This window comes from Listeria sp. PSOL-1, assembly GCF_902806445.1.
Taxonomy (GTDB): domain Bacteria; phylum Bacillota; class Bacilli; order Lactobacillales; family Listeriaceae; genus Listeria.
Map to the genome: position 1 here is coordinate 1,879,264 of NZ_LR760298.1, position 15,164 is coordinate 1,894,427.

Annotated in this window: 11 protein-coding genes; all 11 read right to left on the reverse strand. The window is 36.4% G+C overall.

Annotation, left to right across the window (positions count from 1 at the left end; translation table 11 throughout):
• Nucleotides 1-55: 55 nt before the first annotated feature.
• Entirely contained in the window at nucleotides 56-781 is a 726-nt protein-coding gene (locus G6Q10_RS09065; RefSeq protein ID WP_163655286.1) for a 3-oxoacyl-ACP reductase, read from the reverse strand.
• Nucleotides 781-1,002 (reverse strand): DUF2829 domain-containing protein, encoded by a 222-nt coding sequence (locus G6Q10_RS09070; protein ID WP_163655289.1) that lies wholly within the window; start codon nucleotides 1,000-1,002, stop codon nucleotides 781-783. Before G6Q10_RS09070 ends, G6Q10_RS09065 begins: the two co-directional genes overlap by 1 nt.
• Before the next feature lie 70 nt (nucleotides 1,003-1,072).
• A complete protein-coding gene (locus G6Q10_RS09075; protein WP_232057811.1) occupies nucleotides 1,073-2,452 on the reverse strand; it encodes a DUF6020 family protein in 1,380 nt (459 codons plus the stop codon).
• 552 nt (nucleotides 2,453-3,004) lie between these two features.
• Complete coding sequence (ychF, locus tag G6Q10_RS09080) at nucleotides 3,005-4,105, reverse strand: redox-regulated ATPase YchF (protein WP_163655293.1); 1,101 nt, start codon at nucleotides 4,103-4,105, stop codon at nucleotides 3,005-3,007.
• A 143-nt stretch (nucleotides 4,106-4,248) separates the two neighbouring features.
• Entirely contained in the window at nucleotides 4,249-5,715 is a 1,467-nt protein-coding gene (locus G6Q10_RS09085) for a catalase (protein WP_163655295.1), read from the reverse strand.
• Nucleotides 5,716-6,118: 403 nt separating this feature from the next.
• Nucleotides 6,119-10,222 (reverse strand): SpaA isopeptide-forming pilin-related protein, encoded by a 4,104-nt coding sequence (locus G6Q10_RS09090; RefSeq protein WP_197914091.1) that lies wholly within the window; start codon nucleotides 10,220-10,222, stop codon nucleotides 6,119-6,121.
• A 58-nt stretch (nucleotides 10,223-10,280) separates the two neighbouring features.
• The gene (locus tag G6Q10_RS09095) at nucleotides 10,281-10,454 is read right to left on the reverse strand and encodes a hypothetical protein (RefSeq protein ID WP_163655297.1); all 174 of its coding nucleotides are present in this window, start codon (nucleotides 10,452-10,454) and stop codon (nucleotides 10,281-10,283) included.
• A gap of 217 nt (nucleotides 10,455-10,671) precedes the next feature.
• Nucleotides 10,672-11,118 carry a hypothetical protein gene (locus tag G6Q10_RS09100; protein WP_163655299.1) on the reverse strand — a complete coding sequence of 149 codons (447 nt, stop codon included), beginning with the start codon at nucleotides 11,116-11,118 and terminating at the stop codon, nucleotides 10,672-10,674.
• 3 nt (nucleotides 11,119-11,121) lie between these two features.
• On the reverse strand, nucleotides 11,122-12,390 hold the full coding sequence (locus G6Q10_RS09105; RefSeq protein WP_163655301.1) for a nucleotide sugar dehydrogenase: 1,269 nt from the start codon (nucleotides 12,388-12,390) through the stop codon (nucleotides 11,122-11,124).
• Nucleotides 12,391-12,426: 36 nt separating this feature from the next.
• Complete coding sequence (locus tag G6Q10_RS09110) at nucleotides 12,427-13,101, reverse strand: cyclic nucleotide-binding domain-containing protein (protein ID WP_163655303.1); 675 nt, start codon at nucleotides 13,099-13,101, stop codon at nucleotides 12,427-12,429.
• Nucleotides 13,102-13,400: 299 nt separating this feature from the next.
• The gene (locus G6Q10_RS09115) at nucleotides 13,401-15,161 is read right to left on the reverse strand and encodes an ABC transporter ATP-binding protein (RefSeq protein ID WP_163655305.1); all 1,761 of its coding nucleotides are present in this window, start codon (nucleotides 15,159-15,161) and stop codon (nucleotides 13,401-13,403) included.
• Nucleotides 15,162-15,164: the final 3 nt, after the last annotated feature.

Genomic DNA, 15,164 nt, shown 5'->3' on the forward strand with positions numbered 1-15,164 from the left:
GGATGGGTTTAAAAAACCAACTGAAGTACTACAGCGCTCAAAGATTGAGCTTGTTTCATTTTATTGTCCAACCACCATCGATTGGAATCACCATACCTTGAATAAAAGCGGCACTATTTTTCGCTAAAAAAAGCGTTAACTCCGCGACCTCTTCTGGTTCTCCCCAGCGTTCAACAGGCGTTTCCGCAGCAACTTGACGTGCGATTTCACCTCCGTTTTCAAAATCACCACGGTTCATTGGTGTTTTAATCGCTCCAGGTGCAATTGCATTAATTCGAATGCCATATTTTGAATAATCATAAGCTAATTGTTTTGTGTATCCAACAACAGCATGCTTAGCTGCTGTATAAGCAGCTCCGCCCCCACCAGCTACAAGACCAGCAATCGAAGCCATATTGATGATTACACCACTTTTATCTTGCACCATATCAGGCAAAATTGCATTAACAAGGCGATACATGCTTTTTAAATTTGTTGTTAAAATTAAATCAAACAAAGCTTCATCTGTCTCAAGCGACGGCTTATAATCATCTAAGATCCCTGCTGTATTCACCAAAATATCAATCTTACCAAGCTCGCGCGCCTTTTTTACAGCAGCGAGAATATCCGTAAGTACGCATACATCACCATTAAAAAAAGTGAAATTTTTATCCACTAATTTAGTTGGCTGAATATCCATACCAAAAACGATCGCACCTTCTGCCAAAAACTGCTTTGCTTGCGCTGCACCAATCCCAGATGAAACACCAGTAATAAAAACCAACTTCCCAGCAAAACTCACTAAGAAACCACTTCCCAATCATCCGCTAATAAATCACAAACCGTAGGCGTATAGACAGCAAATCCTTCATCTTCTACATTGATAAGAAAATAGGGCAATACTTCTTCACCTTGAAAACTCTTTTCTTCTACTAAAATAATATAGCGCTCTTTACCAAAAAAGCCGCGACGAATGACTTTTTCTCCTTTTTTTAATAGCGGAAGGATGGCTTCGAATGTCATTTTTAACACTTCCTTTATCTTAGACTTTAGAGAAAGCACCGCTTAACAAGACGGCGCCCTCTCTTCCTTATCAAACAGTATCTTGGTTTGCGCGTAATTTAGAGACAAACAAAATAATTGGAACCGTAAAGATGAAACTGAAGCTATAACGAAAATCTGTTGCCGGCATAGCAATCGCAATCGTAATAATTGTAATGACAATAGGGAGGAAGATCAACCAATTCTCCCCTTTAGAACGATTTAGATTAGCTACAAAAGCGAGGAATAAAAGAAGCAAGGGAATAGCACCTTTTAAGAAAATATTTTGCCCGCTTGTTTGTATTTTGTCATATAGCTTATTTAAAAAAGTATTATATAGCTTAAATTTTGAATCAGAAACAAGTGTGTCTTTTGAGGTCTCAGCTCGATGCTTGACATATTCATTAAAAGATACAGCAGTTTGCCCAGTTAATTTTATATCGTCTTTATATTTAGCATAGGCTCTCATGTTAATATAGTCATTGTTTTTCCCGCCACCATAATATAGCGCAAAAACGCGAACATCATAATTTGCTTTTTCTAGATCTTGTTTTGTCCCAAAAAACACTTTATGATGATTCGGTGATTGATATCGCCAAATCGCGCTGGTTTGGTGTAAATAAGCTTTAACATAGATAGTGAAATTATCTTTCATAAGTTTAGCCCAATTTTTGATATATAAGCCGAAATCTTGATCAATTGGTTTAGAATTATATTTTTCATCATGTTTAATTGGATCGACTGTATACGGGTTATAATCCTTTTTCCAATTTTCTTCAGGGAGTATTTTTGTAAAATAAGCCTTTAATTCATTAGATATTTTTCCATTGTTATAAAATGTTGCTGCTATTTGCTGCGAGGGAACAGCTAATGCTTGATTTAGCGGATTAGGAGTTGCGTGAAGTATATTATTTATAACGGTCGTAAATAGCATATTAACCGCTAGCACACCGATCAAAATAAGACCCAATCTAATCCGAAAACCTCGTAAAAAGATAACAAACATAATCAACGTTCCTATAACGACAAAAGATCCGTTATTCCGTAAATTAATAACAACAAATCCAACCAAAATAATAGCTATCATATTTATTGGACGTTTCAGCCATGCTCCTTTTGAAAAGATGACCTTAATCCATAGCGTAGTAAATAGTAAAATAAATGCAGCAAAAGGAATATCTTTCCACATCGTCACACTATAAAACATCATAACCGGCCAAAGTGCATAGAAAAGCGAAAGTAAATAGGCTAGAAATTTTGGCAAACCTAATTTTGTTAACGTATAGATGGCAAAACCAACACAAAGTGCAACAACAATAATCTGTGAAAAAATATAACTTGCAGGTGAATTATAAATAAGGGTTGTCGCTTTTATCCATAAAGTATGAAGTATTGGGTGCCACGCATTATAACTACGTAAACCTTGAGTCATGCCCCACTGCCAATATGAATCGAATGTCATTTTCCCAGGGAAATAGGCTAAAAACGAAATTAGCCAAGAAGCAAAAGGGATCCCTGCATAAAAAAATAACTCACGCTTACGTATTTCACTTTTTTCTCCCGTTCCCTTAGAAAATGTCTTTGAAAGCTCTAATATGGCTAGATAAAAAAGCGAGGAAAGAAAATATAATGCCCCTAGAATATAAAGGATACTAACCAAGGGAGGTGTGAAACTAGCTTTAACGTATGTAGAAGCTAACCAAAAAGCGGAGATCCATATCGATCCCACAAAATATACTGGATTGAACACTAAAGAGTGACGCTGTCTGAAATACAAAAATACCATTGCTGCTAATGATACTAGCACTAAAAAACTAATAAATTGATACCTATAAAATCCTAATAAACAAATAAATGCTATGATATTAGATATCAAAAACCACTTCTCTCTAACAAAGCTCAAAATATCCCCTCCTCCAATACCTCTGCGCAACATACCAAATGGTTACGCAGAGTAAAATGTTTCATGTGAAACATTTTTATATTAAACGTTAAAACGAAAATGCACGACATCGCCATCTTGCATAATATAATCCTTGCCTTCTAAACGAACTTTCCCAGCTTCTTTAGCCGCCTGTTCTGAACCATGTTCCACAAGCGCATCATATGCAACAACCTCAGCACGAATAAAGCCACGCTCGAAATCAGTGTGAATAATCCCTGCACATTCGGGAGCCTTCATACCTTTTTTAAAAGTCCAAGCCCGTACTTCTTGAACGCCCGCAGTAAAGTAAGTTGCCAAACCTAGTAGATAATAAGCCGAACGAATTAACTGATCTAAGCCAGACTCTTCAATTCCTAGAGCTTCTAAAAACTCAGCTTTATCTTCCTCTTCTAATTCCGCAATTTCTTCTTCTGCACGCGCACAAACAACAATAACTTCAGCACCTTCGCTTGTAGCAAGTTCTTTCACTTGATTTACATACTTATTGCTAGAAGGATCTGCAACATCCTCTTCACTCACATTTGCAACGTACAAAACAGGTTTTCTAGTAAGTAAAAACAAATTGCGTACGATTTTTTCTTCATCATCTGAAAACTCAATCGCACGTGCTGGTTTATCATCTTCAAAAGCCGCTTTTAATTTAGTAAGGACTTGATACTCCGCAACAGCGTCCTTATCTTTTTGTTTTGCTAGCTTTTCCACGCGTCCAATACGTTTCTCCACTGTTTCTAAATCAGCCAAGATCAGTTCCAAATTAATAGTCGCAATATCGTCTAATGGGTCCACGCGCCCTTCAACGTGCGTGATGTTTTCATCATCAAAACAGCGAGTTACATGACAAATCGCATCTACTTGACGAATATGTGATAAAAATTTGTTTCCTAATCCTTCTCCTTTACTTGCGCCTTTTACAATACCAGCAATATCAGTAAATTCAAAAGTGGTTGGTACAGTCTTTTTAGGTTCAACTAGTTCAGTTAATTTATTTAAACGATGATCCGGTACTTCCACAACGCCAACATTTGGATCAATTGTTGCAAAAGGATAGTTTGCGGCTTCTGCACCGGCTTTTGTAATTGCATTAAAAAGTGTTGATTTCCCAACGTTTGGAAGACCAACAATACCTGCTGTTAGTGCCATAATAATTATTAGCTCCTTTTTTCATTGATAATTCTTATTATAAATGTTTTTTAGCTAAAAAACCAGCTTGTTCTTAAATTGACTTGTTGGCATAGATAGAAAAAGCTTTGAACTTCTCGAAATGAAAGTTCAAAGCCATTTCCTTATTTTAAATCGCTAATATGCTTTTCTAAATCAATACCTGTTCCTTTAGCCACACGTTCAGCAAATTCTGGTTCGACTTGGTAGAAATTACGTAAATTGCGAATTTTAATATCGTCGCGTACCGTTTCCCAATCTTCTACAATATTTTTAACCAATGCTTTCCGTTCGTCATCAGAATAACGACGCCAAACTTCTCTTGCATGCCCAAAATTATTTGGTTTTTCAGCTGCTAGACGGCCTACAATATCGCCGCGGATCTCCTGCTCAGGTTCTGTAAATGCCGGATTTTCTTTTGGCTCTGATTCATAGCTGTTTGGCTCATAATTAATAGTGCTTGTTGGCTGACCAATTGGCATTGCACCGTCACGCATATTATTTGTTACCTCTGCTTTTGGATGATTAATCGGTAGACGCAAGTAGTTTGGCCCAATGCGGTGACGCTGTGTATCTGAGTAGGAAAATAACCGCCCTTGAAGCAAACGATCTTCAGAAGGAAGCATGCCTCTTACAAGGACACCTGGATTAAAACCAACCGATTCGGTTTCAGAAAACACGTTCTCAGGATTACGATTTAAAATCATCGTCCCTACAAATTCATATGGAAAAACATCCTCAAACCAATCTTTTGTTGCATCAAGAGGATTAAAATCAAATTTATCCAAATCAGCAGGGTCAAGTACTTGAATATACAAATCCCACTCCGGATATTCACCTTTTTCAATCGCTTCATGAAGATCACGTGTCGCATGGTTAAATTCTTTTGCTTGGATTTTAGCAGCTTGTTCAGTAGAAAGATTTACAATGCCTGCTTTCGGTAACCAGCGCAATTTCACATAGACCGTTTTTCCTTCTGCATTGATCCACTTAAAGGCATGGACACTCGAACCACGAACTTCGCGATAAGATGCCGGAGTTCCTTCGTCGCTAAATAAATAAGTAATCATTGTCGTAGATTCTGGACTGCAGCTAAAGAAATCCCAATATCGATTTGGATCTTGAATATTCGTATTTGGCGCTGGCTTAAGTGAATGAATAACATCCGGGAATTTTATTGCATCTCGAATAAAGAAAACTGGCAAATTATTCCCAACAAAATCATAATTTCCTTCTTTTGTATAAAACTTCACGGAAAACCCTCGGGGGTCACGTAATGTTTCCGGAGAATGCATGCCATGTATAACAGTCGAAATTCGCACAAATACCTCCGTTTCTTCTCCTTCTTCTTGTAAAAAATCAGCCATCGTATACTTTTTCATACTTCTCTTTGTAATAAATTTACCATGTGCACCCACTCCTCGCGCATGTACAACACGTTCAGGCACACGCTCACGATCAAAATGAGCCAATTTTTCAATAAGAACATAATCTTCTAGTAAAGTTGGACCTTTTATTCCTGCTGTTATTGAATTCTGGTTGTCACCGACAGGGGTCCCTTGGTTTGTTGTTAAATTCTTTTTCTCGGTCATGTTATCCCTCCGTTTTTACTTTCTATTGACTATCTCATGGTCAAATTACTCTTTCTAAATATACCCAAAGTTTTTAGTTAACAAACCGATTTCAGCGTCTTGGAAACATCGTCATTGATTATATTTTTTCAGATATCATTCACCTATATAAAAGTTTACACAAAATTGCAAATATATTTCTCATGCAATTCTTAGATAAACTAAAGTAAATTTTAAACTTAAACCGTTATTATATATTTATAAATTGAAATTAACTCATTCTTTTACTCCCTTTTTTGAATGGTTGATTTTCAAAACTCCCTTTTTCACTCGCATGGTTCTCCCTTTTACCATGCGAGTGTTTTATTGTCTTAAATAAAAACACCCCACTAATTTATTTTACAATGAATTAGTGGGGTGTTTTTTAGTTTACTTTTCGATTCCTATAGATACCAAAACCTAATGTTACTAAGATTAAAGCGCCTAAAAGACTTATTAACAGATCAAATCCTCCGTCGCCAGTCTTAGGAAGTGTGCCTTGATAAGAACTATTCGATGGATCATTGCCTTGTGTTGGCGGTTGATTTGGTTTTGAATGATCCTTATCTTTACCTAGGCGTTGATTTGTTGCAATTACTTTCACAGCATCCGGCTGACCTTTCTCAATGATAAATTTCACTGGGGTTTGATCTAATTTATAACCAGTTGGTGCCTTAGTTTCTACAAACTGATAGTCTCCTGGAGCCAAGTCTTTCACAGAAATCTTACCGCTTTGGTCTGTCGTTAAATCACGCTGAAGCGTTTTGCCCGTACCGTCTTGGAGTTCAAACACCGCGCCTTGTAGTACAGCCCCTGTTTGACTATCTATTTTCGTTAATAAAACGCTGCCTGGAATTAACTTGTTTTCCTTACTAACTTGCACGACACTTGTTTGACCTTTTTGGATAGTAAACTTCACTGGGGTCTGATCTAGCTCATAACCAGTTGGCGCTTTAGTCTCTACAAATTGATAGTTTCCAGGACTTAAGTTTTCCACAGAGAGCTTACCGCTTTGGCCTGTTGTTAAGCCACTTTGCAGGGTTTTGCCGGCTTCATCTTGAAGGTCAAACACTGCTCCTTGTAATGTAGCTCCTGTTTGGCTATCCGTTTTAGTTAACACAACACTACCTGGGATTAACTTGTTTTCCTTACTAACTTGCACCGCACTTGTCTGACCCTCTTGGATAGTAAATTTCACTGGGGTCTGATCTAACTCATAACCAGTTGGCGCTTGGGTTTCCACAAATTGATAATCACCTGGTGCTAAGTCGTCCACAGAAATCTTACCACTTTGATCTGTCGTTAAGTCACGTTGCAGGGTTTTGCCGGTGCTATCTTGGAGGTCAAACACCGCGCCTTGCAATACAGCTCCTGTTTGACTGTCCGTTTTAGTTAATACAACGCCGCCAGAAATTAATTTATTTTTCATGCTAACTTGAACTGCTGTAGTCTGGTCTTCTTTAATAATAAACTTCACGGGCGTTTGATCCAGCTCATAGCCAGTCGGTGCCTGAGTTTCTATAAATTGATAATTTCCAGGTGCTAATCCATCTACTGTTATCTTACCGTTTTCATCCGTTGTTAAGCCTTGCTGGAGTGTTTTGCCAGTATCATCTTGAAGTTCGAATACGGCTCCTTGTAAAGCAGCATTTGTCTTACTATCCGTTTTTATCAGTTCTACTGAGCCATTTGTAATTAAAACTGTTGCCTCGTTTGAATTATAGGAAACATTGTCTCCATCATAAACTCCTGTACCTGTTGCTGTATTTTTGATTTGGTCTTGTGCTTTTGCATCATTCGGGATAACAAAAGGAACATCCATTGTGATGGTTTGGTTTGCAGTTACTTTCGGGATAGTAACACGAAAAGCCTTTGCTCCTTGCCAATCACTTGACCATGAGCCATTTGTGGCACTGGTTGCATCTTTTGAATACTCAACAGTAGCTCCACTTGGGATACCTGTAACAGGGCCAGATAGTTCCGTTGAAAAGCCGTTGTCATCGTCTTTTTGCGGTAACCTATCAAAAACCTGAGCATTACTTACATCCTCTGGCAAGACATTTTGGAGTTTTAATTGCCAGTGCATTTTATCCTTAGCAAAAGCTAATTGATCCGTTGTGAAAGAGGGGGCTCTCTCATTACTAACAAGTTTAGTTAATAATAATCCACCTTTTGTTAGTATTTGGCTTTCTCCCACTGCCCACGCAATTTTATCACGAGTGGCATCAAAATTATAATCATCTTGATGAAGTAAATTAGCATAATTATTAAATGCTACACCGTTAAAGTTTGGATCTTCTGTTGTTGCCCAAGAAGTAGCATCCGCTCCGTTACGATTGTTAACATAAGCGTCATTTGTCACTTGAACAGGGATATTATAGCCAAACCCCTTATCTTCAATATGCCTATCTGTACCATTCCCAGCTAATCTCATCGCTGGAATTACCTCGTTAAATTTAAAGACAACAACCTGATGCCCAAGAGGATCATTTGCAGTCGGTGCTATCATTTGAGTACTAATCGTTACACCAGAACCTGGTTTAGGAATTGGTAAGTTATATGGTGCATCCGAATTTTGCGCTACAGGTGAAACACCTTTTGCTTTATCGTAATAAATACCAGCTGGTAGCACAACTTTCATAATTGCATTTTTATAATCAAATGAAGCACTCTGATTATTTATATAAGCAGTATACTGATTATCTTGTCCTACATTCATTGTTGCAGGGGCTTTAATAGCCGTTCCTAAGCTTACATTTCTTTTTATATGAACATCGTAGCCAACAACTGTGTTATTAGTCGGTGCATCAACTCCATAATAGCCTTGAACGCTTGCATGATTATCCCAAAGCTTGTTATCATCCCCGCCTGTATTTGTTTCGCGACTATTATAAGAAGGATACAAATAAAAATCAAGCGTTGCAACAGACGTACTTGAAATTTTAACTGAGTCGTCGTATTGATTCCCAATGATTACTCGTATTCCTGTAACACGTTCCCCTTTTGCTAGTGTAACGCGCTTATCACCTGTCCCGTAACCTACAGAATCCGCTGGTTGAAAAGTGACTGCACTACTGCTTTTTGCGGTATTACCAGAAAATGCTTCTTCCCACAGATGTTTGTTACTCTTATACTCTAAACGATAATCCGCTGCCGCAGATGTCATTTTTGCATTAAAAATCACATCAACTTGATATACATTTACGCGATCCCAGAAATCCTTGTTGGCGTATTTATCACGCTCATCTTCTACTGTAAGTTCACGTGCTGTTTTTCCTGAAGTTGAAATAAAGCTTCCGTCAACTTGGAAATGACGATTATACATGCCATCATACCATGTGCCTCCACCTTGATTCGTCCCACTACGCTTATCAGCATCAACACCCTCTTCAGTGCCTGTTGACATTTCTGGACCTTGAGTGTCCGACTGGCCGCCATCATATTCTTGGTTATTTTTATCGTAAACTTTTAGACCTGCTGTATTAACCGGTGGACGTGTTCCATTTGGAAATTGATCTTCTGGATAATAAACCGTCAAAGTTGGAAAATCTTTTTCATTACCTAAATCTTCTCCTGGTTTGTGTAGTTTATTCGATGTCCATACAGCTTGCCAACCTGATGCTTCGTTGCCAGTAATTTCCCATTTACCTATTTTACCTTCATTGCTGATAATTTGTGCACCTGCAGGAATATTATCCGTAATAACTTGTTTCCATGTCGAAAATTGGCCTTTATCGCTAGACGATACAATATTAAAAGAATACGTAACTGCACGCTTCCCTGATCCTGGAATGGTTGTAAAGTTCTTTGATGGTTTATAATCCACATCGCCAACAATGGTTGTTTCTGTTGTACTTTCATCAGGTGCACCATTTCCCACATCATTTCCGTTCAGCATTGCATTAGCGGGCATTCCATTATATTTATCATTATCATTTACTGTCTTCGCATTAAAAGTAAAACTAATTACACCATCTGTAATATCTTTTAACTTGAACACGACTTTATGTGTAGCTGCATCATACGTATACGAATCCACATAAGGATTATCCGCAAGGGTACTAAAATCAAACCCTTCTGGAATTTCAACAGTTAGTTCAACACCTTTGAGCGGATCCATTGTTACCGCATCAGAATTTATTGTAATTTCATAAGTAATATCACTACCTACTGTTACTTCACTTGGGGAAGTAATTTTGGCTGAATACTTGCTAGCACGTACTTGTTGTTTTGCTTGAACAGGCGGAGTGTTTTTTTCAGAGACAATAACATTTACCTCTTTTGATAGGTAATTGATGCCATCAGAACGTGTTGTTTTTGCATAGAGTGGCTGTGTTGTTTGACCTTTACTCGCAGTAACCCCCTGTAATGACAAATCCACTTTGCGACGATCTTTTAGTTGAAGGGTAACTTGATTTTTATCCTGGTCATAAGCAACAATTTCATTTTGTTTTTTTGAAGTTTGTACTAATTGAACCGATTTTGGCAAATTAATTGTAATTTCTTTGTCATCCGGATTGGTCGTTACAAAAGAAATTGTTTTCTTTTCATTTTTTTGTCAAATCTAATTGGTCTATCTTTTTACCATTTTCCTCAAAAAATAAATCCTTTGTAGTGATATCATGCCCTTTAGTTTCTGCAAAGGCACTGATAGACCCACTTAATTGTCCGATAATTATAATTAAGCTCACCAATATTGTTAAAATACGAGATCTTTTCATCCTATCCACCCTTTCTAATACCTGGCTAAACGTCCTGTTATTGCACGTCATTTCACATAAGATGCCGCAAAACACGCTCGAAGTGGTTTCATTATACATCTGTTATCTACAGTATACAATAGTAAAATTGTTTCACCTATTATATTCTTAAAGTTCTTTCTATAAAAAAAGCCTGAATTCTTAACCACTAGGGCTAAAAATTCAGGATAAATTATATTTACTTCTTAAAATTGTAAATTACTTCACCATTACGAACCGTTAATAGTGATTCTTTGGTATCATTAGGGTCAGCTAGGCGAACACTGTAATCTTCTTTATAGGCCGCTTTTATTTGCAGTGAAATTTGTTTAAAAGCTTGAACAAGCGTTTGCCATTCTTTTTCACCAGTATTTTCGTCTTTGATTTTAGTAAGTGCCTGTTTCAACTGATCACTTGTTGCGATAAGGTCAAATTGTTTTTTGTCGGCAACATAATTTATTGAAGCATTATCACCTAAGCTTTTACTAAGCAGTTTCTTAATTTTTGCTACATTTTTATCTTCTACATCTACTTTTTTTGCTTGCGTTTCTGTTTTTTTAGTTGGTTTTTCAGAATCTCCACAACCACCAAGCAAAGTATTAATGGAAAAAAGTGCCATAAGTATACACAAACCTTTCTTTTTCATTTATCAATCTCCTATGTTAACTAATTCTTTTGAGTATTTATACTGGTTGCCAAAATTATAAATAAGATTAGGCGACTCTACAACGTTTAAAAACGCCCGTGTATCATAAATTGGTGCAGTAACCTTGATCGTATTTAACTTCAGAAATTCAGTATGATCAGTCAAGATAACGACTAAATCTGTTCCCGCAGTAGCGCTTTCCAAACTCTCTTCGTAACTTGGATCTGAGATATGTGGATCAAACACTTTTAAATTATAGCCTTGTGCTTTCAATAATTGAAAAACTTCAACTGCTGGACTCTCACGTTTATCATCAATATTTCCTTTATAAGCTTGTCCTAAGAGTGCAATTGTAGCATTTGTTGGTGGTCTATCTAGTAAGCGTTCAATCGTTTGAACAACAAATGCTGGCATAGCTGAATTAATCGCTCGTGCTTGTTGAATAAGCGGCGATACATGTTCTGCTGTAGCAATAATAAAGTAGGGATCGACGGCTAAGCAATGTCCGCCAACTCCCGGGCCAGGTTGATGGATATTTACACGTGGATGCTTGTTTGCCATTTTAATAACTTCAATAGCATTTACCTCTAAGTGATTAGAAATTTGAACAAGCTCGTTGGCAAGAGCGATATTAACATCTCTAAATGTATTTTCCATCAGCTTAGAAAGCTCTGCTGTCGTTGCGTCTGTTTCAATCAATTCTCCCTTAACAAAAGTTTGGTAAATAGCTTTACCTTGTTTTGTACAATTTGGAGTAACGCCTCCAATGATACGATTGTTATAAACTAGTTCATTGATAATTTTTCCAGGAAGAACTCGTTCTGGACAATGAACCAGAAATAGATCCTCCCCAATACAAAAACCTTGTTGTTCCAAGATAGGTGCAATATACTTTGCTGTTGTATTCGGTGCAATCGTTGACTCGATAATAACCGTATTACCTTTTTCAAGAAATGGAAGAATTGAGAAAACAGCTTGAGTTACATAGCTTAAATCACAAGAATGTAGCTCATCTTGTCGGTTTGGTGTTGGTACTGCAATAATGAAAACATCACCTTTTTCAGCCTTTTCAGCTGCTTTAAAGGTCTGTTTTTTTAATGTTGATTGCAAAATTTCCTTTACACCTGGCTCTTCAATGTGAATCTTCCCTTGACCTAATTCTCGAACGATTTCAGCGTTATTGTCTACGCCTACTACTTGATGCCCACAGCTTGCAAACATCATCGCTGTAGGAAGCCCAATATAACCTAAACCTATTACGTTTATTTTCATTTAAACACCTTTTTTCTATTCATTTAACCTCAGCCTCTACTCGTTCACAGCTGCAAGATGTAGACGTGTTGTATAGTTATCCAATTTTTCTGGATCTAAGATCACCCATGGTTTTGCTGAAATATCCAAAATTCCTTCTAAAGCCAATTCTTTTAGCGCTTTAGATACAACTTTTCTTGAACAGCAGCAACAAGCAGCTACAAAATCCATTGTAAAAAATCTTGGTAATTCTTTCTCCGTCTCCGTGGCCCAATTCATTTTATCGCTAATAATCTTAATTAAACGAACCACTCTTTCTTTAGGACGAAATTGAAATTGTAACTCAAACATTTCAAAGTTACCTCTGATTTGGGCTAAAAGCAGGAAAAATAGATGTGCTAATAACTTATCTTTTTCCAAAAGGTCAAATACTTCATCTGTATCCAAAACAATTAACGTTGCAGGTGTTAATGCTTCAACGATTAAATTATTTTTACTATGATAAAAACGCCCCAGCCAAATCGTATTCTTAAAAGAAATTTGTTTCATTTCTTTATTTTCAATATACGTAATTTGGAAATAACCCGATTTTTGAATGTAAATTTTATTTTCTTCAAATTTAATGCGTTGGTGTTCCTTTACATATTTTTCTTTATATTGGCATTTTACTAAAATGTAATCAATGATCACATTATCCTTTTCTAACAAATCTTGTAATTCAAAAAAGTTCATCCTAAATCACCTCCTCAAAAATAATAATATAGCTAATTGACCTTAATATTAAGACCTTTTAGGGTTATAATTATCAATTTTTAAGATGTTTAGCCTAAATTTGTTCACAATTTGATGTTGTTTCTTTTAAAAACCCAAAAAATAATCAATTATAAATTGAAATTTAGGCTTTTTACTTTATTGAATATAATTTAATACTTAATGAAAAGCACTAAGGATATCTTTTTAGTATTTTATTCAACTATCTAATAAAAACCTCAATAGTGATATCCTTTTAATACTTTCATCGTGTGTTTTATTTAGACGTTAGCTCCTTGAACATCTTTAGTTGTAAAATGTGTTTGTATAAAAGAAGCATAAAGTTCATGGCTCTCAATCAATTCATCATGAGTTCCCTGCCCTGTAACTCGACCTTTGTCAATAAAAATAATTTTATCTGAATGTTTAATTGTATCAATACGATGAGCGATGATGAAAATCGTTTTTTGCTTCATCAAGTTTAATAATGATTTCTGTACGTATTGCTCTGTTCGCACATCCAGACTTGCTGTTGCTTCGTCTAAAAGCAAAATTTGTGCTTTGCTCAAAAACGCTCTAGCAATGGTAATTCGCTGCTTTTGCCCACCAGAAAGTTTAACGCCATGTTCGCCAACTTCTTCTTCTAGCTGTTTTGGTAACTCAGCTACAAAATCCGCTGCATAAGCTAACTTCAAAGCTTGCCATAATTCTTCTTCCGTCACATCATGCTTTAGTCCGTAAACAAGATTTTCACGAATAGTACCTGATAATAAGAGATTATCTTGTAAAACATAACTAAACTGTGAACGCCAAGAATTTAAGGATATCCCTTTCATTGACTGATCGCCAGCAAAAATATCGCCTTCAGTTGGCTGGTAAAACCTTTCAAGTAGTGAAAAAATAGTCGATTTCCCTGCACCACTCGGGCCAACAAAAGCAATCATTTCTCCAGGGCTGCTTTCAAATGAAATGCCATCAATTACTCGATGTTTTCCATCATATGAAAACGTTAAATTAGTTGCAGATAAGCTTTTATCTGAGAGTGATATTGTGCCTCCATGATGAAGTTCTTCTGAATCTTCGTTAATAATCTCATAAATACGATGCGTTGCTCCTTTTGCTTTTTGTAGTTGTGAAAAAAATGTAACGAAAGCAGTGATAGGAACAAGCAATTGAAATACATATATTAAAAACGCAATTAGCGTACCGATTGTTAACGTATCCGCATTGACACGAACACCACCATAAATAATGATGCCCACCAAAATACCCATAACAACAAATACAGTTATCGGACTAATAATTGCATTAATTTTCGCTTCTCGGTTACCGAATTGAAAAAGGTTGTTTAAACCTCGTTCTCCGCTTTTTACCTCGGCTTCTTCGGATGTTGTTGCTTTTACTAGTCGAATATTACTTACTACTTGTGAAATTTTTGTGCTAAATGCAGCAGTTTCTGCTTGTAGTCCCTTTGAAATCGCAAATAGCTTTTTCCCAAGAGGCGCTACAAATAAAATTAAAATAGGAATAGCAATAAATAAAATTACTGTAAGTTTGACATCCATAACAAGTAGGATGGTTATTGTTCCTACTAATGTAATCGTCCCATTAATAATTTGTGGAAATTGATCTGAAACAAGCGTTTTAATCAAACCTGTGTCATTGACCATCCGGCTTACGAATTCCCCAGAGTTAGTACTATCAAAATAACGAATCGGCAAAAATAAAATCTTATTCCATAACTTATTTCGTATTGCTAGTACAAGTTTCAAACCAATTAAATTAAGCAAATAAAGCGAAACCCCACTTAAAATAACTTGTACGATAAATAGGATTAATAGATAAAAAACAATTATGTAGTTGAAATTTTTACCCATAAAACCATCGATAAAGTTTTTAGCGAAAAGCGGAACGAATAACGAAACGATAGTTGATATAACTGAAAAAACGATCGCAATGCAAAATAGTGGTTTTGAAATTGTTTTTTGTGAAATTAAGTTGCCGAATTCTTTCCAACTGTACTTGTTCTCTTGACTTTTCATTTT

Bases quoted from the DNA above. Each gene is read 5' to 3' on its own strand.
- G6Q10_RS09070 (WP_163655289.1), bottom strand. From the start codon at position 1,002: ATGACATTCGAAGCCATCCTTCCGCTATTAAAAAAAGGAGAAAAAGTC.
- G6Q10_RS09075 (WP_232057811.1), bottom strand. From the start codon at position 2,452: ATGACTCAAGGTTTACGTAGTTATAATGCGTGGCACCCAATACTTCAT.
- ychF (WP_163655293.1), bottom strand. From the start codon at position 4,105: ATGGCACTAACAGCAGGTATTGTTGGTCTTCCAAACGTTGGGAAATCA.
- G6Q10_RS09085 (WP_163655295.1), bottom strand. From the start codon at position 5,715: ATGACCGAGAAAAAGAATTTAACAACAAACCAAGGGACCCCTGTCGGT.
- G6Q10_RS09095 (WP_163655297.1), bottom strand. From the start codon at position 10,454: ATGAAAAGATCTCGTATTTTAACAATATTGGTGAGCTTAATTATAATT.
- G6Q10_RS09100 (WP_163655299.1), bottom strand. From the start codon at position 11,118: ATGAAAAAGAAAGGTTTGTGTATACTTATGGCACTTTTTTCCATTAAT.
- G6Q10_RS09105 (WP_163655301.1), bottom strand. From the start codon at position 12,390: ATGAAAATAAACGTAATAGGTTTAGGTTATATTGGGCTTCCTACAGCG.
- G6Q10_RS09110 (WP_163655303.1), bottom strand. From the start codon at position 13,101: ATGAACTTTTTTGAATTACAAGATTTGTTAGAAAAGGATAATGTGATC.
- G6Q10_RS09115 (WP_163655305.1), bottom strand. From the start codon at position 15,161: ATGAAAAGTCAAGAGAACAAGTACAGTTGGAAAGAATTCGGCAACTTA.